Annotated in this window: 20 protein-coding genes; 15 read left to right on the forward strand and 5 right to left on the reverse strand. The window is 54.5% G+C overall.

Annotation, left to right across the window (positions count from 1 at the left end; genetic code table 11):
- The first annotated feature begins 229 nt into the window (after positions 1-229).
- From NYE26_RS01265 to NYE26_RS01275, 3 genes are all read left to right on the forward strand, one after another.
- Positions 230-1,393, forward strand: a complete 1,164-nt coding sequence (locus tag NYE26_RS01265) for a glucose-1-phosphate adenylyltransferase (RefSeq protein WP_036722262.1) — start codon at positions 230-232, stop codon at positions 1,391-1,393.
- Positions 1,394-1,416: 23 nt separating this feature from the next.
- Positions 1,417-2,520, forward strand: coding sequence for a glucose-1-phosphate adenylyltransferase subunit GlgD (gene glgD, locus NYE26_RS01270; RefSeq protein WP_036722265.1), 1,104 nt, complete (start codon positions 1,417-1,419; stop codon positions 2,518-2,520).
- Positions 2,521-2,627: 107 nt separating this feature from the next.
- A complete protein-coding gene (locus tag NYE26_RS01275) occupies positions 2,628-5,060 on the forward strand; it encodes a glycogen/starch/alpha-glucan phosphorylase (RefSeq protein ID WP_339253327.1) in 2,433 nt (810 codons plus the stop codon).
- A 240-nt stretch (positions 5,061-5,300) separates the two neighbouring features.
- On the opposite strand, the gene NYE26_RS01280 is transcribed toward NYE26_RS01275, so the two are convergent.
- Complete coding sequence (locus NYE26_RS01280; protein ID WP_036722270.1) at positions 5,301-5,780, reverse strand: GAF domain-containing protein; 480 nt, start codon at positions 5,778-5,780, stop codon at positions 5,301-5,303.
- Between the two features lie 231 nt (positions 5,781-6,011).
- Here NYE26_RS01280 and NYE26_RS01285 point away from each other — a divergent pair, with 231 nt between their 5' ends.
- The 3 genes from NYE26_RS01285 (at position 6,012) to NYE26_RS01295 (ending at position 8,584) form a co-directional block, all read left to right on the forward strand.
- Positions 6,012-6,311 (forward strand): hypothetical protein, encoded by a 300-nt coding sequence (locus NYE26_RS01285; protein WP_036700151.1) that lies wholly within the window; start codon positions 6,012-6,014, stop codon positions 6,309-6,311.
- Between the two features lie 179 nt (positions 6,312-6,490).
- Positions 6,491-7,060: a GNAT family protein gene (locus NYE26_RS01290; RefSeq protein ID WP_036722272.1), complete on the forward strand. Its 570-nt coding sequence runs from the start codon at positions 6,491-6,493 to the stop codon at positions 7,058-7,060.
- A gap of 9 nt (positions 7,061-7,069) precedes the next feature.
- Positions 7,070-8,584, forward strand: coding sequence for an MDR family MFS transporter (locus tag NYE26_RS01295; RefSeq protein ID WP_036722274.1), 1,515 nt, complete (start codon positions 7,070-7,072; stop codon positions 8,582-8,584).
- A 648-nt stretch (positions 8,585-9,232) separates the two neighbouring features.
- On the opposite strand, the gene NYE26_RS01300 is transcribed toward NYE26_RS01295, so the two are convergent.
- Complete coding sequence (locus tag NYE26_RS01300; protein WP_036722277.1) at positions 9,233-9,700, reverse strand: MarR family transcriptional regulator; 468 nt, start codon at positions 9,698-9,700, stop codon at positions 9,233-9,235.
- Between the two features lie 258 nt (positions 9,701-9,958).
- Here NYE26_RS01300 and NYE26_RS01305 point away from each other — a divergent pair, with 258 nt between their 5' ends.
- Together NYE26_RS01305 and NYE26_RS01310 are read left to right on the forward strand one after the other, a co-directional pair.
- Positions 9,959-10,756, forward strand: coding sequence for an ABC transporter ATP-binding protein (locus NYE26_RS01305; protein WP_209877884.1), 798 nt, complete (start codon positions 9,959-9,961; stop codon positions 10,754-10,756).
- Positions 10,753-12,003 carry an ABC transporter permease gene (locus NYE26_RS01310; RefSeq protein WP_339253331.1) on the forward strand — a complete coding sequence of 417 codons (1,251 nt, stop codon included), beginning with the start codon at positions 10,753-10,755 and terminating at the stop codon, positions 12,001-12,003. The genes NYE26_RS01305 and NYE26_RS01310 overlap by 4 nt, the downstream gene beginning before the upstream one ends.
- A 141-nt stretch (positions 12,004-12,144) precedes the next feature.
- Here the strand turns inward: NYE26_RS01310 and NYE26_RS01315 are convergent, their stop codons facing one another.
- On the reverse strand, positions 12,145-13,404 hold the full coding sequence (locus tag NYE26_RS01315; RefSeq protein WP_339253333.1) for an NAD(P)/FAD-dependent oxidoreductase: 1,260 nt from the start codon (positions 13,402-13,404) through the stop codon (positions 12,145-12,147).
- A 263-nt stretch (positions 13,405-13,667) separates the two neighbouring features.
- Here NYE26_RS01315 and NYE26_RS01320 point away from each other — a divergent pair, with 263 nt between their 5' ends.
- The 3 genes from NYE26_RS01320 (at position 13,668) to nadE (ending at position 16,845) form a co-directional block, all read left to right on the forward strand.
- Positions 13,668-15,287, forward strand: a complete 1,620-nt coding sequence (locus tag NYE26_RS01320) for an ATP-binding protein (RefSeq protein WP_339253335.1) — start codon at positions 13,668-13,670, stop codon at positions 15,285-15,287.
- Positions 15,288-15,457: 170 nt separating this feature from the next.
- The gene (locus NYE26_RS01325; protein ID WP_036722287.1) at positions 15,458-15,892 is read left to right on the forward strand and encodes a BrxA/BrxB family bacilliredoxin; all 435 of its coding nucleotides are present in this window, start codon (positions 15,458-15,460) and stop codon (positions 15,890-15,892) included.
- 143 nt (positions 15,893-16,035) lie between these two features.
- On the forward strand, positions 16,036-16,845 hold the full coding sequence (gene nadE, locus NYE26_RS01330; RefSeq protein WP_036722289.1) for an ammonia-dependent NAD(+) synthetase: 810 nt from the start codon (positions 16,036-16,038) through the stop codon (positions 16,843-16,845).
- Between the two features lie 417 nt (positions 16,846-17,262).
- Here the strand turns inward: nadE and NYE26_RS01335 are convergent, their stop codons facing one another.
- On the reverse strand, positions 17,263-18,081 hold the full coding sequence (locus NYE26_RS01335; RefSeq protein WP_339253338.1) for an alpha/beta fold hydrolase: 819 nt from the start codon (positions 18,079-18,081) through the stop codon (positions 17,263-17,265).
- A gap of 281 nt (positions 18,082-18,362) precedes the next feature.
- Here NYE26_RS01335 and acpS point away from each other — a divergent pair, with 281 nt between their 5' ends.
- On the forward strand, positions 18,363-18,767 hold the full coding sequence (acpS, locus tag NYE26_RS01340; RefSeq protein ID WP_339253340.1) for a holo-ACP synthase: 405 nt from the start codon (positions 18,363-18,365) through the stop codon (positions 18,765-18,767).
- Positions 18,768-18,799: 32 nt separating this feature from the next.
- Complete coding sequence (gene mutY / locus NYE26_RS01345; protein WP_339253342.1) at positions 18,800-20,242, forward strand: A/G-specific adenine glycosylase; 1,443 nt, start codon at positions 18,800-18,802, stop codon at positions 20,240-20,242.
- Positions 20,243-20,492: 250 nt separating this feature from the next.
- On the opposite strand, the gene NYE26_RS01350 is transcribed toward mutY, so the two are convergent.
- Positions 20,493-21,236, reverse strand: a complete 744-nt coding sequence (locus NYE26_RS01350; RefSeq protein ID WP_339253344.1) for a hypothetical protein — start codon at positions 21,234-21,236, stop codon at positions 20,493-20,495.
- A gap of 222 nt (positions 21,237-21,458) precedes the next feature.
- Between NYE26_RS01350 and NYE26_RS01355 the strand changes: the two genes are divergently transcribed.
- On the forward strand, positions 21,459-22,496 hold the full coding sequence (locus NYE26_RS01355; protein ID WP_339253346.1) for a LacI family DNA-binding transcriptional regulator: 1,038 nt from the start codon (positions 21,459-21,461) through the stop codon (positions 22,494-22,496).
- 920 nt (positions 22,497-23,416) lie between these two features.
- Entirely contained in the window at positions 23,417-24,832 is a 1,416-nt protein-coding gene (locus tag NYE26_RS01360) for an extracellular solute-binding protein (protein ID WP_339253348.1), read from the forward strand.
- Positions 24,833-24,985: the final 153 nt, after the last annotated feature.

A 24,985-nucleotide genomic window follows, 5' to 3' on the forward strand; every position in this document is an offset into this window, starting at 1 on the left:
GGATACAACCTGGTTTTTGCTTTTGATTCGGCTTAACCGGTAATATGTCCCGATCAGCTGTTTTCCTCCCCGTATCACCCGTATTCATCCTGTCTCTGCATTTCTTTTGGGCTACATCTTTTCACAACACTTCTTTTTAGGGTATTTACTTAGGTCTAACTTCACAGCATCACTCATTCAACCTAATTTATTACATGTTCCATTACCCATAAGTCAAGGAGGCTCTTCCATGAAGAAAAAAGAGATGGTAGCCATGCTATTGGCGGGAGGCCAAGGGAAAAGATTAAAAAGTTTGACCAAATCGATTGCCAAACCGGCTGTTTATTTCGGAGGAACCTACCGGATCATCGACTTCCCCCTAAGTAACTGCTCGAATTCGGGCATCGATACCGTGGGTGTGCTGACACAATATGAACCGCTGGTGCTGCATTCGTATATCGGAGTCGGCAGCGACTGGGATTTGAACCGTAAGGATGGCGGCGTATTCGTATTGCCTCCGCATGAACGGGAGAATGGAAGCAGCTGGTACCGGGGAACGGCGGATGCCATTTACCGCAATCTTAAGTTCGTGGATCAATTCGATCCGGAGCATGTGTTAATTCTGTCGGGAGACCATATATACAAGATGGATTATCATGCCATGCTGCAATATCACAAATCCAAGAACGCCGACTGCACCATCTCGGTCATTGACGTTCCATTGGAGGAAGCGAGCCGCTTCGGCATACTGAATACGGAAGATGATCTGAAGATTTACGAGTTCGAAGAGAAGCCGGCCCAGCCTAAGAGCACACTTGCTTCTATGGGGGTATATATTTTCAAATGGGATGTTCTGCGCAAGCATCTGCTTGAGGACGGGGAGAACGCCGGATCATCCCATGACTTCGGTAAGGACATTATTCCGATGATGCTGGGTGAAGGCCAATCCCTGTACGCTTATCCTTTTGAAGGCTACTGGAGAGATGTAGGTACGGTAGACAGTCTGTGGGAAGCGAATATGGATCTTCTGAGCGATACGCCTCCCCTGAATCTGAACGATACCGGCTGGAGAATCTTCACCCGTAATCCGAATCAGCCCGCACAATATGTGGCACCGGGAGCCAAGGTATCGAGCTGCATCATTAATGAGGGCTGCATCGTGCATGGCGAGGTGAAGCACTCTGTCCTCTTTTACGGGGTTGAAGTGGGCGAAGGCAGTGTCATCACCGACTCTGTCATTATGCCCAAGGTGAAGATCGGCAAGAACGTGAGAATTCATAAAGCCATCATCAGTCAGAACACGGTCATTGAGGATAATATGGAAATCGGCGTCGACCGGGAGAATGAGAATGAAATTCTGCTGATCGACAAACGAAGCAAGAAGCTCAAATCTGTAGCAGCCAAAACCATATAACCACAAGAGGGCGGGGGATTCCGATGAAAGAGCTTATGGGTGTAATTAATCTTGATCATGAATTGGATAATTTAAATGAACTGACCTATTTCCGCTGCGGGGCAGCGGTCCCCTTCGCCAGCCGGTACCGGCTGATTGATTTCGTTTTGTCCAACATGATGCGTGCAGAGCTGGAGAGCGTGGGACTGTTCGTCCGCCGCAAATACCGGTCGCTGATGGATCATCTCGGTGACGGCAAATCGTGGGATATGAACCGTAAGCACGGCGGACTGTTCATCCTGCCGCCAGACTGGAATGACCCTACGGACACCTCCCTGGGAGACCTGCAGCATTATCATAACAATCTGGATTTCTTCAAAAGGGCTTCGGCCAAATACATCGTCTTCTCCGGCAGCCAGCACATTAACACGGTGGATCTGCAGGACCTCTATCAGTATCACCTGGAGCAGGGCGCGGATGTAACGATGGTCTACAAGCAGATTGACGAGCTTCAGCCGGAGCATGATCCGTGTCTGCGGGTCGAGCTTAATGACGACAACCTCGTTACGAATATTCACCATGAGAAGCATCATCCGAATGTGTATCTGGACATCTTCATTATGGAGAAGAAGCTGTTCCTGGAGCAGGTGGAGCATTGCATTGCCCATGGCGAGAGCTATTTCTTCCGCGATGCCATTCAGAAGAACCGCCACAAATTCAAAATCTCCGCCTATGAATATAAGGGTTACCATGCCGTTATCAATTCGCTGGAGAGTTACTATAAGAACAGTCTGGAGCTGCTGAAGCAGGAGAATTACTTTGGCCTGTTCAAAGAGAATCCGGTGCAGACCAAGATTAAATACGAGGCGCCTACCCGTTATCTGGATAGTGCGTCGGTCAGCAACTCGCTGGTGGCCAACGGCTGTGTAATCGCCGGGACGGTGGAGAACAGCGTTATTTTCCGGGGCGTACAGATTCGTAAGGGTGCGAGAATTATTAATTCTGTGATTATGCAGAAATGCGTGATTGAAGAGAATGCCGTGATTGAGAATGTGATCATGGACAAAGATGTGCATCTCAGCAAAGACCGGATACTCGTTGGAGACAGCAGGCGTCCATTTGTCATTGCCAAGAGCAGCAAGATATAATATCTGGATCAGGGGGAATGTGCCACTTCGGGGCATTTCTTCTGATCCAGTGTTGTAATAGGCACTAATTTCAACCAATACATGCATCTGTAAGGAGGAACCTGCTGTTGTTCAACGATAAAGAGACTTTCAAACAAGTGTTCCGTGAGAAACTCATCGGGAAATTAGGCAAGCCGCTTGAAGAAGCTTCGAACGCCGACATCTATAATATTCTCGGCAACATGATCCGGGAGAGTGCCGGTAAGGACTGGGCGGACACCAATCAGAAGTTCAAGATCGATAAGGATAAGCAGGTATATTATTTCTCCATGGAATTCCTGATCGGCAGGCTGCTGGGCAATAACCTGCTGAATATGGGCGTGCTGGAGGTTGTCCGTGAGGGCCTCGCGGATCTGGGCTTCTGTCTGCATGATATCGAAGAGGTGGAAGCCGATGCCGGTCTGGGCAACGGTGGGCTGGGGCGCCTGGCCGCCTGCTTCCTGGACTCGCTCGCTTCCCTGCAATATGCGGGACACGGCTGCGGTATCCGTTATAAATACGGCTTGTTCGAGCAGAAGATTGTAGATGGCTATCAGGTGGAGCTGCCGGATTACTGGCTGCAGAATGACAACGTGTGGGAAGTACGCCGCGAGGACAAACAGGTCGAGGTGCATTTCTGGGGACATGTGGACACCCGATGGGAGAACGAAGAGCTTGTATTCGAGCATAGAGATTATGAAGCCGTACGGGCGGTTCCGTATGATATTCCGGTTATCGGTGCAGACCGCAGACATGTGAACACGCTGCGGAACTGGAGTGCCGAGTCCATCACCCAGCCATCGAGAGTCTTTGGCGCTCAGGGCGGTACGGATTATCACAAGTTCCTGGAATACAAGCGTTCGGTGGAATCTATCTCTGAATTCCTGTATCCCGATGATTCCCAGTACGAAGGCAAGCTGCTTCGTCTGAAGCAGCAGTACTTCATGTGCAGTGCCGGCCTGCAGAGTATTATCCGGACCTTCGCCAAGACGGGTCTGCCGATTGACAGCCTGCCTGACAAGGTAGCCCTGCATATCAATGACACTCATCCTACGCTGGTGATCCCTGAGCTGATGCGCATCCTGATGGATGTCTATCATCTGGGCTGGGATCAGGCCTGGAGCATGACTACCCGGATGGTGTCGTATACCAACCATACCATTCTGAGCGAAGCGCTGGAGAAGTGGCCGATCGGCATGGTCAGAGAGCTGCTTCCGCGCATCTTCCTGATTATTGAGGAGATTAACGCCCGCTTCTGCGGCGAGCTGATGAGTAAATATCCCGGAGACCAGGACCGGATCAATCAGATGGCGATCATCCATGACGATCAAGTACGGATGGCACATCTGGCGATTGTCGCCAGCCACAGTGTGAACGGTGTAGCGGCGCTGCATACGGAGATTCTGCAAAAGCGTGAGATGCGGCTGTTCAATGAGATGTATCCGCACCGCTTCAATAACAAGACCAACGGCATTACGCACCGCCGCTGGCTGCAGCATGCCAATCCCGAGCTTGCCGGACTGATCAGCGAGTCCATTGGCACCCGCTGGATGCATCAGCCCCAGGAGATGATCGGACTGATCAAATACAGTGAGGATGCCTCCTTCCAGGAGCAGGTGGCCGCCATCAAACGCCGCAACAAGCTGCATTTGGCTGAATATATCACGAAAAAGCATGGTATTGCGGTAGATCCCGACTCGATCTTCGATGTACAGGTCAAGCGCCTGCATGCCTATAAGCGCCAGCTGCTGAACGTGCTGCATATTATGCATTTGTATAATCAAATCAAGGATAATCCATCCATTAATATCGTGCCGCGGACCTTCATCTTCGGTGCCAAGGCTGCTCCAAGCTATCATCTGGCCAAGCGGATCATTAAGCTGATCAATACGGTGGCTGATGTTGTGAACCGAGATCCTGACATTAACGGGAAGATCCGTATCTTCTTCCTGGAGAATTATTCGGTATCGCTGGCGGAGAAGATTATTCCGGCCGCCGATGTTAGCGAGCAGATCTCCACGGCAAGTAAGGAAGCCTCTGGTACCGGCAATATGAAGTTCATGATGAACGGTGCGCTGACGATTGGAACCATGGACGGGGCTAACGTGGAGATGCATGAGATGGTAGGGGACAATAATATGTTCCTGTTCGGCCTCCGGGCAGAGCAGGTACTTGATTATTACCAGTACGGCGGATACCACGCCCGCGATATCTATAATGGCGACGGCCGGGTAAAAGAAGTCTTGGATCAGCTAATCGTCCCTGGCCCCTTCAGCTCCCATGCCCAGGAGTTCGATACACTCTTTCAGTCGCTGATTGATAACAATGACGAATTCTTCGTGCTTAAGGATTTCGCCAGCTATGTGGAGACCCATGTCAAGATTGACCTGGCTTACCGGAACCAGAAGGAATGGCTGAAGAAGTCCATCATCAATATCGGCCATTCCGGCAAATTCTCCAGCGACAATACGATTAGCCGCTACGCCGCCGAGATCTGGCATATCGATCCGGTCCGGCTGTAACGCCATCGGTACAGGCTGCAGCTTCATAGCCGCAGCTCCAGGCGGTATAATCAGAACAGCAAAGCAAAAGCCGCCCTATCCAGGAAAAAATCCTGCGTTGGGGCGGCTTCTTTGGTACATAAGAATTGATATGTTTTGGGGTCCCCGCAAAGTACCTGAGTCATCATCAAAGCTAAGCTCCACTTTGTGGGGGTATTTTGCGGTTCAGAACTTACTTGCTGCTGATGATGAAGGCTAGCCTTACAGCACCTCGGATACCATGGCTGCGAACCGTTCGAGGAAGCGGCGCTCCTCGTCGTCGAAGCGGTGCTTGAGCGGGCTGTCGATATCCAGTACGCCATAGAGGGTGTCCCCTTTGACCAGAGGAACAACTATTTCGCTGTTAGAGGCAGCATCGCAGGCAATATGCCCCGGGAAGGCATGAACATCGCCGACCACTAGCGTGCGGCGCTCGGCGGCTGCGGTTCCGCAGACACCGCGGCCCAGCGGAATCCGGATGCAGGCCGGAAGTCCCTGGAAGGGGCCGAGCACCAGCTCTGTGCCGTCGTACAAGTAGAAACCGGTCCAGTTGGTGTCCGGCAGAGAGAGCTTTAACAGCGCCGAGGCGTTGGCCAAGTTGGCAATGGCGTTCGGTTCACCCTCCATCAGTGCCCCGAGCTGGCTGAGAACGGCTTCGAACCGTTCGCTGCGAGTGCCATCATAAGGCATGGCTTGAAACATGAAGCATCACCTTCCTGTACCTTGAGTCAGTATGAATCCCATAACTGTTAACTATCAAGATAGTACAGTGAAGCGCTATACGTCAAGCATTAACGGGGGATTAACAGGTTTTACCGCTTAGTGGAAGAAGAGGAAGAAGCAAGGATTACTTAAGCGGGGATGTTTCCGGGAACTCAGGGCAGGGTAATGCTTTTATAAATACAGCAGGCTAGTAGCCAGAAGGAGTGAAACATGCGCGCCGACGTACAGAACTTGTTTATTGGAATCCATATGCTATATTGTGCACATGAGAAGGATCTGACACTAACGGAAATGCTGCCGGAGCTGGAGAACCTGGGGTATCGGGTGGCGGAGCGCGAAGTGAAACAGGAGCTGGAACGGCTGACCCAGGAGAATTTCCTCACCGCCCATGGCGACGCTTATAGTGTCACGGGAACAGGAATCGAAGAGTTCAAAGCCATTCAGGCCAAGCTTGGTGTACTGTGCACCGAAGTGCTTAAGCCGGTTAAGGCAGCGGGTGCTTCGGGTTAAGTCTGAACGTAGCTGCACCGAATGGAATATAACATTAGGGATAAGGTACAGCGTCTGACCGTGTGGCGGCAAGCCATGGGGGCAGACGCTATTTGTGATGGATAAGCGGGAGTGACAGGTAAATACGCCGTCCGGGCAGAATAAGATGTATACTGATAGGGTTGAAAGGGGACGGGAACATGTATGTGTGCGGAGGGGTTATTCCGGAATTAAGCGGACGGAGGGTACGTCTGCGGGCGATGCTGCCGGCGGACGCACAGGCGCTGTTCGCGATTTGGAGCCATCCGGAAGTAGCGCCCTGGCTGGATGGCCCGCCTCTGTCCTCTGTGGAGGATACGGAAGCACTGATTGCCCTGCTGGCGGAGTGGGCGGTGGAGGAAGAGAGCCTGCGCTGGAGCATCCTGGGGCCGGAAGGCCGTGTCATCGGCAGCTGCGGCTATAACCACTGGCAGCTTCAAGGCGCTTACCGGGGAGAGATCGGCTTCGAGCTGTCACCGGCAGCCATGCGCCAGGGGTACATGCAGGAAGCGCTTACGCTTGCGCTTGCGTTCGGCTTCCAGAGCATGGGGCTGAACCGGTTGGAAGCCTTGTGCCATCCGGGCAACCTTCGGGCAGAGCGTCTGCTCACGGGACTTGGCTTCCGGCAGGAAGGCCTGCTGCGGCAATACCGGCATACAGCATCGGGCTATCAGGATGTAGTGATGTATTCCCTGCTGCAAGGAGATACGGGCGCAGGAGAGAGAACATAGAGAGAAGGTATGGATTCATTGAGTTCACTGGGGGACAAGCAGCGGAAGTTAATATTGACAGGCGTACTGCTGGCTACATTTCTGGCAGCGATTGAAGGGACGGTAACGGGTCCGGCGGGGCCGGCCATCGTAGGGGATTTCCAGGGGATGCAGTGGCTGAGCTGGATCTTTACAGCTTATCTGCTGGCGATGGCAGTGACCACGCCGATTTTTGGCAAATTGAGCGATCTGATCGGAAGGAAGCCCGTGTTCATTGGCGGCGCCGTAGTCTTCCTCGCAGGCTCGCTGTTATGCGGAGTCTCGCAGAGTATGCAGCAGCTGATTATTTACCGGGGGATTCAGGGGATTGGTGCGGGGGCGCTGATTCCGATGACTTTTACCATTATTGGAGATATCTACAGTCTGAAGGAACGGGCGAAGACGCAGGGGCTGCTTAGCTCAGTGTGGGGGATTTCTTCGCTGGTCGGGCCGCTGCTTGGCGGTTATGTAGTGGATTACTTAAGCTGGCGCTGGGTATTCGTGTTCAATCTGCCGTTCGGCCTGCTGTCGATTATCTTCATCTCGCGTTATCTTAAGGAAGAGAAGGTCCGCCGCAAGACGAAGATCGATGTAGCCGGAGTGCTGCTGTTCGCTGCGGGAATGGGGGCGCTGCTGTTTGGCCTGACGACTGGGGGGCAGAGTCTGCCCTGGAATTCTCCGCTGCTGCTGGCTATTCTCCTGGCGGCTGTCTTGCTGCTCGTGGTGTTCCTGTTCGTGGAGCGCCGGGCCGCCGAGCCGATGCTGCCGCTGGAGCTGTTCTCCATCCGTAATATTGCAGTCTCTACAGGTGCGAATCTGCTGGTCAGCACGCTCATTATCGGGCTGTCTACGTATGTTCCGCTGTGGGTGCAGGGCGTTTTCGGCAAAAGCGCCGCTCTCTCGGGCCTGCTACTGGCACCGATGTCGGTCGGCTGGATGCTGGGCTCCATCGCGGGCGGGCGGATGATTCTGCGTGCAGGCACGCGCCGTACGGGAATGCTCGGCCTCTCGCTGATTGTTATCGCAGCCGTGGGGCTTACGCTGATGAATGCAGACTCCTCGCAGCTGCTGCTTCTGGTGCTGATGCTATTCTGCGGGGTGGGCTTCGGCTATGCCTCGACCGTCTTCACCATTATCGCCCAGTCCTCGGTGCAGCATGAGCAGCGCGGTGCGTCTACGGCACTGAACACCTTCACCCGCTCACTCGGGCAGACGGTGGGGGTGGCAATCTTCGGCTCTTGGCTGAACTTCAGTATTGACCGGAGCCTGGCGGAACAGCCGGGGGCAGCCGCCTCCGGCGCAGATATTAACCAGCTGCTTAACCCGCATAGCGGAAGCGTGCTGCCTAAGGAAGCCTGGAGCAGTCTGCAAGGTGCGCTGGAGGGCGGTCTGCACTCCCTGTTCATCGTGATGGCAGTGTTCGCTGTGATCTCCCTGGTAATCTCAGTGCGTCTTGACCAAGGGGTGCCTTCCATACAGGAAGTAAATACACCATCGAAGCGTTAAGCTTCAAGTCTTAGCACGGAAAAGAAATCGCTCGATTGGGGATGGACGGGGACCTTCCTTGTCTGTTGTGAATCATATATGTGCATAGCGCTGGGGAAAAGTCATCGGGCTGAACCTATGCGAAATTCCACTTACAATGTGTGGGCGTGAAGGCATATGTGCCAAATGTATGTGGAAAACCACATACATTGTGCGTGAACGAGGTAGATGTGCCAGAATGTATGTGGAAAACCACATACAATATGCGTGTACGAGGTAGATGTGCCAGAATGTATGCGAAAAACCACATACAATATGCGTGAACGAGGCATACGGTGCGTGTACGCAGCCGTTTCCGCTTGTATATTTTGAAATTAGGTATTCGCATCCCGCTTAAACAGCGGGGAGGACGGAACGAATGTGGAAAAGCGATAGCGTTCGCCTTGGTCTCGGGATTTTTACCGCAAAAGGGAATGAAAAAAATTCTCACGAGCACAGCGACCCAAACCTCGGTCCGTTCACGCAGCGTCCACTCGAGTGCTTATGTTGATTCTGCTCAAAATAAAGGGCTGTTCCAAGCAGCAGGTTCATGCTTTTTGGAACAACCCCTATTCTGATAATTGGCTCAATTAGTGAATAGATTCACAACCGCCGATTCCTCAACTACCCTTATTTGCGCGGGAGCGGGGAGAGCTTTTCGGCCTGCAGGCCCATCTTCTTCAGCAGCACAATCATCTGTTCCTTCTCTTCGTCGCTGAGTCCGCTGAAGGCCAGATGCAGGCGCTCCGAGTACTTCGGATACATCTCGTTCATCAGGCGTTCGCCCTCGGTAGTCAGCTCGGCAAAAATAACACGGCGGTCACTGGGACAAGGCTTGCGCTGCAGGTAGCCGCGTTCTTCCAGCTTGTCGATCACATAAGTAACGTTGCCGCTCTGCAGCAGCAGCTTGGCACCGATCTGCTGGATGGGCTGCGGACCTTTGTAATAGAGAACCTCCATGACTGCGAAGGCGGTCGGGTTGAAGCCTTCGATCTTGCTGCCGGTTACAGCATGCTCGTTAATGCTCTTGAAGGACTTGGCAAAAACTCTGTACAAATGCAGGGTCAACTGAGTATCGCGTTCATAGGATTGTATCATGCTTCTCCACCTCTATTGTTAATCGTACGGGCTTATCCGCACGGTTTGGAATACTTCCTTCCGGATATCTAGCCTTTACAATACGTCAAACAAAGATTGAAAAACATGTCATTTGTCACAATAAGCACACTTTTAATTATAAAAAATTGAACAATCTTTTGAAGGAGGGGTAAAGGGTGAAAATTATTGCAGCAAAGGTCCGTCTATGGTGCTATGATCGCATTATATTGAATGATGATACAGGAGATGGAGATAGATATGGAAGAGACAGAAGGCTCAGAGGAACAGAAGGCTCCGAAGCAGACGGAGGACCGGATCAACAAGTATTACGACGACGATGATGACTACGATGAAGAGGATACCGTGCTTGATGTGGTAATTGAGGAAGCAGGCTATGAGGCAGGGGATATCCGCATCTCAGGAATCTCCTTCCAGGTGAGAAAGGGCGAGCTGCTGGGACTGATCGGACCGAACGGGGCCGGCAAAAGCACTACGATCAAGACGCTGCTTGGTCTGCTGAAGCATGCCAAGGCCCGGGTGAAGCTGGGCGGCGAGAACCAGTCCTACGCCTACGTGCCGGAGCAGCCGGTATTCTACGAGGACCTTACCCTGTGGGAGCATCTTGATCTGGCTGCCGCTGCCTACGGCTTAAGCTATGAAGCCTTCGAGTCCACGGCGGAACAGCTGCTGGTACAGTTCAGCATGACCCATGTGCGGGATGATCTGCCGGCGGGCTTCTCCAAGGGGATGAAGCAGAAGATGATGCTCATGCTCGGCTTCCTGGTACAGCCGGATGTCTATATTGTGGACGAGCCGTTCATCGGCCTTGATCCCAGGGCCACCAAGGATTTCCTGCGCCTGCTGGAGGCGGAACGGGAACGCGGCGCCGGGGTGCTGATGTCCACGCATGTTCTGGATACAGCGGAGAAAATCTGCGACAGCTTCATTCTGATCTCCGGAGGCAAAATTGCCGCCGAGGGGACACTTGCGGCGATACGCGGGGAAGCGGGGCTGCCGGAGGGATCGCTGTTTGATTGCTTCGACGAATTAACATGAGCCGGAATTCATTTGCGTTCCCGGCTGCAAGGAATCTCTTAAGACGAAGACTGTTCTCCCATTTCCGGGAGCAGAGTGCTATTATCCGTACGGCTGTAGACTGGACGGTCCTGCTGTATATCCTCATCCCGGGGGGCCTCCTCGGTGGCCGCTTCTATTATGGCTACTGGAACGGCAATCTCCCGGGTTGGTTCAGCCATGTACCCTTTGTGGTCGTGCCTTCGCTGCTGGCCATTCTGCTGGCTACCGGAGGTATCGTACTGCTGCTCCAGGAAGGCGATCTGCTGTTCCTGCGGCAGCGGCAGAACTGGATCAGCACGATCCTCAAGGGGGGGATGGTCTATAGCCTAGCGGTAACTGCGCTGAAGATGGCGGCGGTGTACGTCATTCTGCTGCCGTTTCTGATCCGCGGCTACGATCTGAGCACGGCAAGCGCTTATGGCCTGCTGGCGCTGACCATAACCTGTAGCTGGGCCGTTAAGCTGCTGGGCCATATCGTCAAGGTGCAGCGGCAGGGCTTCCGCCGCCGGCTGTGGCTGATCCTGGCGGTGGCCGTACCCTGCGGGATCTACCTGCGTCTCGCGCTTTTCTGGAAGGACAGCCCGGCCCTTCTGTTCCTGGCGGCAGCCGCCTACGCGGTAGTGACCGTTCTGGCCTTCAGAGCCCGCCTGCGTCTGCGCGGCACGTTCATGAATGATGTGCGCGAAGATTACAAGCAGCGGATGAGAATTGCAGCGATTCTGCTGCGCCGTGTGCTGGATAAGCCGCGGCCGACACGCTATAAGCCCTGGATCTTCCGCAAGTCGCAGCCGCTGCTGGCCTCGAAGCTGCCCGAGAGCCGCTTCGCCGCCGCAGGGATGAAGGCACTGCTGCGCAATCCGGCCCATCTCAAGCTGTATTTGCAGTTCACCGGGGTGTCGCTGGTGGCCATCCTTATTGTGCCGGTAGTACTGAAATGGCTGCTGTACGCCATCTTGACTTGCCTGATGGCCTACTGGCTGACCTCCTTCTGGAATCTGTTCTCCGGGGATGATTATATCGGCATTCTGCCGTTCACGAAGGAGCAGAAGGCGGACGCCGGTTCCAAGGCGATGCCCATTCTGCTGACGCCCTTTGCCGTCCTGTGCTCCGCTATGCTCTGCATTCCGGCCTACGGCTGGTTGGGCTTGCTGATCTTTATCCCTGTCGGGGCTGCCGCCGGAATCTGGATCGGCCGTATCTTCAGTGTCATAAGGTTTGCAAGATAATAGCAAAGAGCCTTCCTCCACAAGCCGGGGGGAAGGCTCTTTGCTGTTACGGCTGTTCTGGCTGTCACTGGCAGCATCCGGGATGTTTCTCAGATCGCAGGCCAGACAGAAGAAGCTAACTATAGGCGCTGCTTATCCACCTTACTGCTCCGCCGCATGCTTACCGGCAGTATAGCCGGTGGAGAAGGCAGCGGTAATATTATAACCGCCGGTATACCCGTGAATATCGAGAATTTCACCGCAGAAATAGAGGCCTGCGGTCAGCTTGGACTGCATGGTCTTGGGGTCGATCTCCTTGAGCGCAACTCCCCCGCCGGTCACAAAGGCTTCCGCCAGCGAACGTGTCCCATGAACCTGAACGGGCATCCGCTTCACCAGGGCAGCCAGCGCCCCCAGGCCAAGCTTGGGCAGATGATAGCCTGTAATCTCCCCGTCCAGCCCGCTCTTCGCCAGCAGCAGCGGGATCAGGCGCTCGGGCAGCAGACCCTTCAGCGAGTTGCGGATCGCCTTCTTCGGCTCCAGATCGAGCTTATTCTGGAGCATAGACTCCGCCTCCTGAAGGGACAGGTCCGGGAACAGGTCGATGGACATCTCCACGGTATCGGTTCCCGACTTCTGCTGAACCTGGCGCAGGAACTGGCTGCAGCGCAGCGCAATCGGGCCGGATAAACCGAAATGGGTGAAGATCATATCCCCCCTGTGGGAGATCATCTTCTTGCCCTTCTGATTCCAGACGCTCAGCGTGACATCGCGGAGGGACAAGCCCTGCAGTTCCCCGGATTTAATCCACGCCTCCCGGGAGAGAATGGGGACCTCGGTCGGGAACAGCTCCGTGATCGTATGTCCGGCGGCGGCAGCCCAAGGGTACCCGTCACCGGTAGAGCCGGTCTGCGGCACGGACTTGCCTCCGGTGGCGATGATTACAGCCTTCGCGCCGAACGCTTGGCCTGACTCCAGGCGGATACCCCGGACGGCTCCTTCCTCGTAGAGAACCTCCCGGACCGGGCTGTCTGTCATGATCTGCACGCCAAGGCTCCGCACTTTGCCTATCAGAGCGGATACTACGCTTGCGGCCTTGTCCGATACAGGGAACATCCGCCCGTTATCCTCCTCCTTCAAGGCAATGCCCAGCCCCTCAAAGAAATCTATAATATCCCGGTTGTTGAAATGATCAAACGAGCTGTATAAAAAACGGCCGTTGCCCGGAATATGGGCGATCAGCTCCGAGGTCTCCTTTATATTGGTAACATTGCAGCGCCCGCCGCCCGAGATTCCCAGCTTGCGGCCCAGCTTCGCCCCTTTGTCGATCAGAAGTACGGACGCTCCGTGTCCGGCTGCGGCTACGCTGGCCATCAGCCCGGACGGGCCGCCTCCAATGACGATTACATCGTAGTTACTCATTCATTTGCTCCTTTTGCTTATTGCGACACTCTATTAACGGCATCATACCATTCCAGGCGGAGTGTAGCCAGGTCCAAGCGACCGAAACCTGATTATCGTTGTCAGGAATGCGCGGTTATGCTTTAATCTAAGTGGAAAAGGAATTTTAACCAATTTGAGGAGTGATTGCAATTATTTATGCGGTAAAGGATATTTTATTGCAAATATCGGCTGCCTGCATTTTTCTGTTTCTCTTTCAGTGGAGGCTGGACCGGGGCCATCCCTTGCGCAGGAACATCAGGTTTCCGGATGACCAGACCTTTCTGATGATCTGCTGCGCGCTGGGGATTACGCTGTGCATGGCACTGTCGGCCACGATGTTCGGGTTGGTCTATTTGAATCTGGCTATTCTCCCGGCGTATATTGGGATCTTATATGGTAATCTGCGCTCCAGCGTCTACCTCGCGCTATATTTCTTCTTCTGTACTGCATTGTTCTCGGTGCCCTCAGGTCTGGAGCATCTCTTCCTGAATACAGGGGTGCTGCTGTATCCGCTGCTCTTCGGTATGTCCGGGATGTTCAAGAAATCTGCGATACCCGGCAAAATCTTCATCCTGTGGGGCGCACTTTTCCCGAGCATGTTATTCATAGTCATTGTACCGAATATACAGGGCAGGAACGTCATGGATATACCTACCAGCGAAGCGGCCCTCGCCGGACTATACGGATTAACGGCCCTAATTCTGGGCGCCTTGTTCATCACCTATATCGATAAGGCGTGGGACAAGCTGCAGGTTAGGGTCCAAATGCAGGGAATCTCGGAGAAATTCCAGTGGGAATCGGAGAAGCTGCAGCAGATTACAAATGTAGTTCCGCTGAATATTATGGAGTTCGATGACAACGGGTATGTGACAGAGGTGAATGAATATATGCTGAGCCTGATGCAGCGTCATTGTCCCTTGTTGACCAGAGAGTTTATTTTGTCCAGGCCGGCTAGTGATATCTTCGGCAAAAGCATGGATCAGGCTACCCTGGACCGGTTACAGGCGGTTCTGAGGAGCAGACAGCGCTCCAATACCAAGATCAGGGTCGATTCGATGACCTATCATATTTTTACCGCGCCGCTCCAGCATGAATCGGGACTGCCGGGCGGCATCGTCATGATTATTCAGGATTTGACGGAAGAGGAGAAAATGCGCAGTGAGCTTGACAATGTCGAGCGCCTGTCGCTGGTCGGGCAGATGGCTGCGGGCATTACGCATGAGATCCGTAACCCGATGGCGGTAGTTCGCGGCTTCCTGCAACTGATGCGGGAGAAAAGCCCGGAGGAGCTCCACTCCTATTATCATATTGTCATGGAAGAGCTGGACCGGGCCAACAGCATCATCAATGACTTTCTGTCGCTGGCACAGACCCGTGTATCGGACAAGGAGCCGGCCGGGCTCCAGCATATTCTGGAGGAGCTTACGCCGCTGATCTGGGCGGATGCCAATCTCCGCGGCCAGAGTGTGGAGCTGAAAATCAGCCCGACGATGCCGCTGCTGCAGCTGAATATCCGGGAGATCAAGCAGCTGATTCTGAATCTGGCCCGCAACGCCATGGAGGCGATGGAGGCCAAGGGCGTACTGACGCTGGCTGCCTATGAGCATGAGGATAACGTGCTGCTGATTATTACGGATACCGGAGAAGGCATGCCCCAGAGCCAGCTGAATCAATTGTTCACTCCGTTCTTCACCACCAAGAGCCAGGGGACAGGTCTTGGCCTGCCTCTCTGTCTCAGTATTGCGGAGCGGCATAACGGAACGATCCGGGTAGAATCGGAGGTAGGGTCCGGGACCTCGGTCATCGTTACTTTTCCGGTGGAGTCCAGAGAGGGAGCGGTCCAGAGCCCTGTATATATGTAGCAGATTTCACGGGGACGGCACCGTTTCGGGGCTGTGCAGCGGCAGGCTGCGTCTCTTGCTTTCGCAGAGTATGTATGTATAATAAAGTTAGCAAGTAGTGCTGGAACGCGGTAACGTTATCCGGGTTCTGACCTTATCTCAATTCAAGTGATGAAGGAGAGTGCAGAGAAATGTCCATGTCTTTTAATCAATATATGAGAGATTCTATCCAACCTATGCGCGACGATCTGACAAGCATCGGATTTCAGGAGCTATTGACCCCGGAGGATGTGGAAGCAGCCCTTCCGGCAGCCAAGGGAACTTCGCTGGTTGTTGTGAACTCCGTATGCGGCTGTGCCGCCGGACAGTGCCGTCCAGGGGTAGCCCAGGCGCTGCAGAACGAGATTCTGCCGGATCACCTGTTCACCGTATTTGCCGGTCAGGAGAAGGAAGCTACCGCCAAGGCGCGTGAATTTTTCGCACCGTATCCGCCATCATCCCCTTCCATCGCGCTGATGAAGGACGGCGAGCTGGTTCACTTCATCGAACGTCACGGTGTGGAAGACCGTTCGGCCGCCGAGATTGCTGCGGAGCTGAAGGAAGTTTTTGACCGAGTGTGCCAGTAATAATGTCCTGCAGCCTGAGGACAGCAGCATGAATAAGTAATGATCCCGCATCAGCCAGCCGTCAGCCGGGGGCTTGGCTCATGCGGGATTTTTTTTCTAATGTTAAGGGTAGGGATTACAATTCTAAGAAACGGGGTGGTCCTGTGAGTCTGCAGGAAGAGATTATTGCTACGCTGGGAGTTAAGCCGGTGATTGATACGGATGCGGAGATCCGTAAGCGTGTAGATTTCCTGAAAGCGTATGCGCTCCAGGCGGGGGCCAGAGGTCTGTTGATTGCGATTAGCGGGGGTGTGGACAGCGCGGTGGCTGCGGGTCTGTGCAAGCTGGCTACGGACGAGCTGACGGCGGAGGAAGGCAAGGAGTATATGACACTCGGGGTGTTCCAGCCTTACGGGGAGCAGGAGGATATTGAGCACAGCTATGCGGTGGCCCGGGCTTTTGAGCTGACCCATACGGTGGAGACCAATATCGAAGAAGCGGTGAACGAGATCGCCCTGGAGGTCGAGCATAGCCTGAAGTCCCTGGGCCAGCACAAGCATATTACCCATCAGGGCAAGGGGAATGTAAAAGCGAGAACGCGGATGGTGATGCAGTATGCGCTTGCTTTTGAGAACAATCTGCTGGTGGTGGGTACCGATCATGCCTCTGAGGCCATTACCGGATTCTATACGAAGTGGGGCGATGGCGCCGTCGATATAACACCGCTGTCCTCCCTGAACAAACGGCAGGTACGGCAGCTGGCTGCTGCGCTTGGCGTGCCGGCGGATATCGTAACCAAAGCGCCGACGGCTGGACTCTGGCCGGGCCAGACGGATGAGACTGAGCTTGGAATCACCTATGAGGAGAACAGCGATTATCTGGAGGGGAAGACCGTCAGCCCTGAAGCGGCTGAGAAGCTGGAGCGCTTCTTCCGGAGAACGGCGCATAAGCGCGATAGTATTCCGGGGATCTAGACAGGTTATGCCGGAGCCGCCGGGGCGCTGCGCTTGATGCAGACGCTCCGGCGGTTTTTGTGTAAGAGTATGCTGGTGCGAAGGCGAACGAGCCAAATGTATGCGGAAAACCGAATACAATATGTGGCGCGAAGGTGCATCGGCCGAATGTGTGCGGAAAACCGAATACAATGTGTGGCGCGAAGGCGAACGAGCCGAATGTATGCGGAAAACCGAATACATTGTGCTGGTGCGAAGGCGAATCGGACAAATGTATGCGGAAAACCGAATACAATGTGTGGCGCGAAGGTGCATCGGCCGAATGTATGCGGAAAACCGAATACATTGTGCTGGTGCGAAGGCGAAAGGCCGAATGTATGTGAAAAACCGAATACAATTAGACAGCCAGGTATGTGAGGCTCATTATAAATGGATGGTCTACTCCGCCAGTACCCGGTTGATGAACCCTCTGGTAGCGGATATCGCCTGTTCTAACTGGGGGGTAGTTCCGGCAAAAGGATGAACGGTGCCAAAGGTATGATTGCCGCCGGGAATCTGCACCCATTCGATATCCGGCCGCAGCCGGATCAATTGCTCGGAGCCGCGCTGCAGATGCTCGCCGTCCTCACTGCCTTGAATCAGGACAACGGGGAAGTTGGCCTGCTTCATCCGCTCTAGAATCTGGTAACGCTCCGCCTGCTGCTCCAGATCCTCTATAATGATGGCGTCCAGCGGCATTTGCTGGCCGGTCCGTCCGTTGAGCACATGGGTCCGGCCCTTTTCCCGCATTTCACTCTTCTGCTGCTCTGTGAACAGATCCAGGTTAGTGATCCCGTTCCAGGAGATGACCCCGGCAATTTCTGCCGGATGATCCAGTGCGTAGAGGAGTGAGTCGCCCCCGCCGCGGCTATGGCCCAGCAGGAAAAGCGGGAGGCTGCCGAACCTGTGGTGCTGGCTCAGATAAGAGAGCAGGATCTCCATATCCTTGATCTCACGCTGGTAGGTGTTGCGGGCGAACTTGTCCAGCTCGGTGAAATTCTGCAGATCCTCGCCGATGCCGGCATGGGAGAAGTTGAAGCTGATCACTTCATGCTCGTCGCTGAGCGCCTGTGCCGTATACGGGAACATCCCCCAATCCTTGAAGCCTTTGTAGCCGTGAGCGATAACCACCACACTCCGGGCCTCTCCCTGAGCGGGAAAATGGGAGCAGCGAAGCACCGTATCCTCTCCTGCAGGTAATTCAAAATTACGGGACATAAGGTATTCTTCCTTTCCTTCATCTCTTGGAACTGGCGGTTGTACTTCTTTACCAGATATACCTGATTTGCGGGTGATAGACTTTCAGTTTTTTTTCTTTTAAGATAGCAGAAAGCTGACGCTAAGACTATTATTAATAATACTTGGTCAAGAAGCTGACAGGCTTCACTGTTACATGAGATCTGTGGAGTCCTAGCAAGATCATATCATTAGACGCAGGGTAAGGATAGAAGGTAATATAAGAGGGTTAAGGAATGCAGAGCCAGGAGAGGTGTGGGAGTGTGATTTACGGAATCGGGCATGATGTGCTGGAAATCGACAGGATTGCCGGGATTACGGAGGGCAGCCTGGGCAACCGGTTCTCCCGGAGAATTCTGACCGGGCCGGAGCGGGTGCTGGCCGCAGGCAAAGGCGCGAAGACAGCGGAATTCACCGCCGGGAGATTCTCGGCCAAGGAAGCGGTTGTGAAGGCGCTGGGCTGCGGAATCGGTCAGATGGTGGGTTTTCAGGACATTGAGATTCTGCCGGATGCGCTGGGCAAGCCAGTAGCCATACTGTCGGCGGAGGCCTGGGCCCGGCTGGGGCTGCCGGAGCAGGAGTATGTCATTCATCTCACCATTACGCACAGCCGCGGACTGGCCTCGGCCTTCGCGGTGGTGGAGCGGACGACCGGCCACAGCCTGTAACTATATAACTATGAACGGCAAGGAGAATAACGATGACCACAGATGAGAAGCACATAGACGCGCAGCAGGAAGCCAAGTTATTCTTCAGCCGGTTCCTGCTGGAATGGTACCACCTCCAGAAGCGGGACCTGCCGTGGCGGCGCCACCGTAACCCGTATTACATCTGGATCTCTGAGATTATGCTGCAGCAGACCCGGGTAGATACAGTAATTCCTTATTTCAACCGTTTCATTGAGCAGTTTCCAACCGTGGAGGCGCTCGCAGATGCCCCGGAGGAAGAGGTGCTGAAATGCTGGGAGGGCCTTGGCTACTACTCGCGTGCCCGGAATCTCCAGCATGCCGCGAAGCAGGTCAAGGAGCTGTACGGGGGGCAGGTGCCGGATGACCGTGATGCCGTATTCGGCCTCAAGGGCGTAGGCCCGTATACAGCCGGTGCTATTCTGAGCATCGCGTTCAACCGGCCGGAGCCGGCGGTGGATGGCAATGTGATGCGCGTCTTATCCCGGTATTTCCTGATTGAGGATGACATTGCCAAAGGCCCGACCCGTGTGAAAATGGAAAAGCTCGCCGCCGAACTCATCCCCGAAGGGGAGGCAGGCAGCTTCAATCAGGCGCTGATGGAGCTTGGCGCGCTCATCTGCACGCCGAAATCACCGCGCTGCCTTCCGTGCCCGGTGATGGAGCACTGCGCCGCACGGCTGGCGGGCTGCGAGGCTTCGCTGCCCGTCAAGACCAAGGCGAAGCCGCCGCGTCCGGAGGAGCGGCTGGCTGCCCTGGTGGAGGGCCGCGGCGAGCACGCGGGCCGGGTACTGATCCGGCAGCGGCCGGCTAGCGGGCTTTTGGCCCGCATGTGGGAGCTGCCGCACTGGCCTGCGCCGCCTGCTGAGGCTGGCGGCGCGCGCGGTGCGCTGCTGCCGGAAGCGGCAGCGCTGGACCGGCTGCGCCGGTCCATGAGCCAGGCCGGGATTCACGCCCGGCCTGAGGGGCACTGGATGGCTGCGGAGCATACATTCAGCCATATTGTGTGGACCCTGCAGGTGTACCGCTGCAGGGAAGAGGCGGCGCTGCCGCTGGCAGCGGAGAGCCGCGCCGTGTACGGGGCGGCGCAAGCGGAGCGCGCGGATGGCGCGGATGGCGCGGATGGCGCGCTGGGGGCGGATGCTGGGGCAGCGCATGCGGGACGCGCGGATGGCGCGCTGGGAGTGGATGCACATGCGGGGCGCGAGAATAGTCCGCTGGGAGTGGATGCGGGAGCGGCTCATGCGGAGCGTGAGAACAGCCTGCTGGCTGCGGCGCTGGGGGCACAGCCGGCGGAAGACGCACCGCTGGCGCTGTTCGACAGCGGGGATGCCGCAGCTGATGCAGCAGACAGCGGAGCGCAGCGCTGGATCAACCGTGAGGACATGAAAAATTACGCCTTTCCGAATGTGTTCCTCAAGCTGCTGAACAGCTATTTCGATGAGCAAGGGACGTAGGCTCTAAGCTGCTACCGCTATGCTAATCCCTGTTGAGCCATACAGATCACCAACGGACAAGCATCACTGCTGCCGATTGCAGTGTAAAGATTAGTATGTTTGGTGCTAGACGGGGGTGCTTCTCTCATCTTGTTGCCAACGCTGCAACGGCTGCCGTCCTTCTCAATAGAGTGCCACCGCTTCCGTATGCTGTTGAGCAAATGTAGGGGGCTTCGGTTGTGGACAAACTGGAATTAAGTACTACCTGACCTCAACGCCGAAAGTACAGTATATGTGCGCCATTGACCGCGCCGGAATCAGACTGCAAAAACCCATTAAAAGTGCCGGAAGTGAGCCGCACGGTGAAATCAGAGGGATAAATCCCATTAAAAGTGCCGGAAGTGAGCCGCACGGTGAAATCAGAGGGATAAATCCCATTAAAAGTGCCGGAAGTGAGCCGCACGGCCGAACCAAAGGGATATATCCCATTAAATGTGCTGGAAGTGGGCCGCACGGTGAAATCAAAGGGATAAATCCCATTAAATGTGCCGAAAATGAGCCGCACGGTGAAATCAGAGGGATAAATCCCATTAAATTTGCCGAAAGTGGGCCGCACGGTGAAATCAGAGGGATAAATCCCATTAAAAGTGCCGGAAGTGAGCCGCACGGCCGAACCAAAGGGATATATCCCATTAAATGTGCTGGAAGTGGGCCGCGCGGTGAAATCAAAGGGATAAATCCCATTAAATGTGCCGAAAGTGGGCGGGCCGAGCAAAATGAGGAGCACAAGTACCCCTGAATTGGCCGAAAGTGGGCGGGTCGAACGAAATGAGGAGCACAAATACCCCTGAATTGACCGAAAGTGGGCGGGGCGCACGAAATGAGGAGCACAAGTACCCCTGAATTGGCCGAAAGTGGGCGGGTCGAGCAAAATGAGGAGCACAAATACCCCTGAATTGCCAAAAGTGGGCGGGTCGAACGAAATGAGGAGCAGAAATGCCCCTGAATTGGCCAAAAGTGGGTGGTTGAGTGAAGTGAGGAGCAGTTGGCGGCTGGCACGAATAAAGGGCCACTAAGCACCCGCCCCATCTCCCGCGTCTGCCAACTCTAACTCGCCCTGCCCCCCTGCGACAACTCCCGCTCCACCCCAATCCCCACCCCACCCCAACCCCCCGCACCCATCCGCCCCGGATGTAAGTTGCTATAAGCCAGGAACGCGAGACCAAGGAGGTAAAGGATGAAGACGATTACCATATATGATATCGCCAAGGAGGCCCAGGTGTCCGTAGCCACAGTCTCCCGTGTCCTCAACAATACAGCTCCGGTCAAGGAGAGCACCCGGGAGATCATCATGGCTGTGATTGAGAAGCATCAGTTTCAGCCGAACGCGCTGGCCCGCAGTCTGCTCAAGAAGGAGACTGGCACCATCGCCATGATTCTGCCTGACATCACCAACCCCTTTTTCCCGGAGGTCTTCTGGGGAGCCGAGAATGTAGCCAGAGAGAAGCATTATACCTTCTTCCTCTGCGATACGGCGGGGGAGCATAGCCGCGAGTCGGAGTACCTTAGCATCCTTCGGGAGAAAAGAGTGGACGGGATTATTTTCCTGGGCGGCAGAATTAACCTGAACCAGTGCCCGCCAGCGTTGTCGCAGGAGGTCGTGGAGCTGTCGAAGCATGTGCCGATCGTGCTGGTCAACGGCAATCTGCCCCGGAGCGGCCTGCACCGCATTTACACCGATGAAGAAGAAGGGGCGGCGCTGGCTACCCAGCATCTGCTGGACCTGGGGCACCGGAGAATCGGATTCCTTGGGGGAATGGAGGAGACCTCCACGACCCAGGTGAAGCTGAAGTCCGTGAGGATGAAGCTGAAGGAGCGGGGGCTTACGCTGCGCAAGGATTGGGTCATGTTCCATGACTTCTCGATCGAGGGCGGGCGGACGCTGATGGACCGGATGCTGGAGCAAGAGGAACGGCCGACAGCGGTGCTGTGTGTGAATGATTTTACGGCCATCGGGGCGTTGAAGTCGGCTACCCAGCATGGGCTGAAGATACCGGAGGATCTGTCGATCGTCGGATTCGACGATTCGCCCTTATCCAGAGCGGTTATTCCGGAGCTGACCACCGTGTCGCAGAACACCAACCAGCTGGGGGAACTGTCTGTAGAGATGCTTCATGAGCTGATTAGCGGCGGAAATCCCAGGAAACGTACGGTGCTCCAGCCAAAGCTGGTGGTACGGGACAGCACGGCACGCCCGAAGAATTCCGCAGAATAATCTTAGAGTAGCCAGTAATATCACCCGCCGGAAGCTGCTTACCAGACAAGTCTGCTGTGCACGCATTCAAGTATGTTCATCCAGGGCCGGTCAAGAACTTTCCAGGCGTATGTGGAGTGCGTCAGCACGAGGGGGCCTGTATTCTGGAAAGTTTTTGGATTGAAGCATGAAATTTGTGTAAAGTAGGATTGACCAGGGGATAACCAGAAGTTATAATGAAATGGATTTCATGAAACCCATTTCATTATTTTTTAGAGTTTGAGTAAGCGGTTACTCTGGCTGTACATATGGGACAAGGGGATTTTTCGAATTTACTGATAATTTGAAAAGTATAAGAATTCGCAGCCATAACCCACCAGTCATCCTGATATTTCCCACGAGAGAGGTGCCGCCTCAGAGAGACGTTAGGGGCCGTACAACAATCCTGATCCTTCCCTCTGAAGCAGTATCGCTCTTAATGGGGCGGCAGGGGCCGTACAACAATCCTGATCCTTCCCTCTGAAGCAGTATCGTTCTTAATGGGACGGCATGGGCCGTACAACAATCCTGATCCTTCCCTCTGAAGCAGTATCGCTCTTAATGGGACGGCAGGGGCCGTACAATAATCCTAATCCTTCCCTCTGGAGCAGCACCGCCCTTAAAGGGACGATTCGGCCATGCAATGCTCCTTATCTTTCTCGCTTATACGGCACCGCCCGTATCCAGGTTCATTTATTTCCAAGTTTTCTTTTCATCATCTCAAGGGTAGTCTTAAGGGCTTATATGCTGGCATACGCCACTATATAAATATGACATCGGAAGGGAGCGGGGGACGGACGCAGACATGCTTGAATCAGTTTAATCTTGGATCAGTTTAATCTTGAATCAGTTCAATCTTGGATTAGCTTAACATCACTGAAATTAGGGGAGCGTGGCGAACAGTGAAACAGTTGAAGAAGAAAAGCTCGGCGTGGTTCATGCTGCTGACAGCCGTAGTTACACTTGTAACCGGTTGCAGCGGAGGGAATAACGCGTCTGCACCGGCAACAACACCGGCGGCGGAGGCGACTCAGGCTCCGGCAGCCAGTGAAACGCCAGCAGCGGCAACGGAAGCGCCGAAGGAGCCGGTTGCTAATCTGAACGGGCGGGAGATCCGCATATCCCACTGGTGGGATGCCACTCCTGTCGGGGATTCAGAGGCAGATGAGCTTGCCCGCGAACGGATCAAAGCGGTGGAAGAGAAATACAACGTCAAGATTAAATACCTGAATACAGAGTATTGGTCCACCGCCGAGAAGCTGTCCTCTTCCGTTATGGCGAGCGATCCGTTTGCCGAGATTGTCCGGCTGCCTGACGGCTTCATCTGGGGCCTGATGCATGGCGGCTTCCTGACACCGCTGGATGATTATCTGAAGGATTCACTCATCGATCAGAGTGTGATTGATTCCATGCGCTTCGGCGGCGACAAGGTCTATGGCCTGGAGAGCTGGTATAGCCCGAACGACAGCGGCGTGTTCTACAACAAGCGTATTTTCAAGGAAGCGGGCCTGAAGGACCCGCAGCAGCTGATGGATGAGGATAACTGGAACTGGAATAAGATGCTTGATGCGGCGAAGAAGCTGACGATTGACAAGAACGGGGACGGGAAGATGGACCAGTACGGTCTGGCCGGAGCCCATTATGTGATCTCGGAGCTGCTGATCGCCAGCAACGGCGGCAAAATCTACGATGAAGCTACTCAGAAGGCGGTCTTTGATTCACCGGCATCTATGGAAGCGCTTAACTTCCTTCATAAGCTGTACACGCAGGATAAGGTATTCAAGCCTAACGAGGGCAATGACTGGGAAGACCCGGCTAAGTATTTTGGAGAAGGCACCGTGGCTATGTATCCGGGCGGTCTCTGGGAAATCGAGGGGCGTATTCTTGGCAAGATGAAGGATGAATGGGGATATGTCTATATTCCAAAAGGCCCGCAGGCCGATAAGTACTACGATCCGCTGGGCCAGACAGCAGCCTATGCCATTCCCAAAGGGGTTAAGGATGCGGATACCATCGTAAAGATCTGGGAGGATCTGCAGCCGTTCGACAGCTGGCAGGAGAACCGCAGATTGTCGATGGAGAATATTTTGCCGGATGAAGCCTCTATCGCCAATGCGATGAATGATGAAGGGAAGGTGGAGCGGGTCTTCGGCGGACGTTACGGCGGTCTTGGCGTCAAGGATCAGCTGGATAAGGTGACTGAGAAATTCCTGAAGGGCGAGATTACACCGTCCACCGGGGTGGCCCAAGTCATTGGAACGGCGCAGGCCGCAGCCAAGAAAGTACTGAGCGGTGAGCAGGATAAAGAGAAGAAATAGGTAGCTGGACAGCTCATAACAAGGGTAATACCTGCTTGTCTTGCGCAATACCTGCTGTGTTTGTCTGCAAAATCGGCAGCCGCCCTTATAGGGCGGCGTAGCCGTGTGCGCTTGAATTATAAGGATTTATATGTTTCACACAATTATTTATCC

Origin of the sequence: Paenibacillus sp. FSL P2-0136 (assembly GCF_037975325.1) — a bacterium.
GTDB classification, from domain to species: Bacteria; Bacillota; Bacilli; order Paenibacillales; family Paenibacillaceae; genus Paenibacillus_AQ; species Paenibacillus_AQ silagei.

Coding starts and splice junctions, on each gene's coding strand:
- NYE26_RS01285 (WP_036700151.1), top strand. CDS start 6,012: ATGCGCGCCGACGTACAGAACTTGTTTATTGGAATCCATATGCTATAT.
- NYE26_RS01305 (WP_209877884.1), top strand. CDS start 9,959: ATGGAAGAGACAGAAGGCTCAGAGGAACAGAAGGCTCCGAAGCAGACG.
- NYE26_RS01290 (WP_036722272.1), top strand. CDS start 6,491: ATGTATGTGTGCGGAGGGGTTATTCCGGAATTAAGCGGACGGAGGGTA.
- NYE26_RS01300 (WP_036722277.1), bottom strand. CDS start 9,700: ATGATACAATCCTATGAACGCGATACTCAGTTGACCCTGCATTTGTAC.
- NYE26_RS01355 (WP_339253346.1), top strand. CDS start 21,459: ATGAAGACGATTACCATATATGATATCGCCAAGGAGGCCCAGGTGTCC.
- glgD (WP_036722265.1), top strand. CDS start 1,417: ATGAAAGAGCTTATGGGTGTAATTAATCTTGATCATGAATTGGATAAT.
- mutY (WP_339253342.1), top strand. CDS start 18,800: ATGACCACAGATGAGAAGCACATAGACGCGCAGCAGGAAGCCAAGTTA.
- NYE26_RS01335 (WP_339253338.1), bottom strand. CDS start 18,081: ATGTCCCGTAATTTTGAATTACCTGCAGGAGAGGATACGGTGCTTCGC.
- NYE26_RS01325 (WP_036722287.1), top strand. CDS start 15,458: ATGTCCATGTCTTTTAATCAATATATGAGAGATTCTATCCAACCTATG.
- NYE26_RS01315 (WP_339253333.1), bottom strand. CDS start 13,404: ATGAGTAACTACGATGTAATCGTCATTGGAGGCGGCCCGTCCGGGCTG.
- NYE26_RS01265 (WP_036722262.1), top strand. CDS start 230: ATGAAGAAAAAAGAGATGGTAGCCATGCTATTGGCGGGAGGCCAAGGG.
- NYE26_RS01310 (WP_339253331.1), top strand. CDS start 10,753: ATGAGCCGGAATTCATTTGCGTTCCCGGCTGCAAGGAATCTCTTAAGA.
- NYE26_RS01295 (WP_036722274.1), top strand. CDS start 7,070: ATGGATTCATTGAGTTCACTGGGGGACAAGCAGCGGAAGTTAATATTG.
- NYE26_RS01280 (WP_036722270.1), bottom strand. CDS start 5,780: ATGTTTCAAGCCATGCCTTATGATGGCACTCGCAGCGAACGGTTCGAA.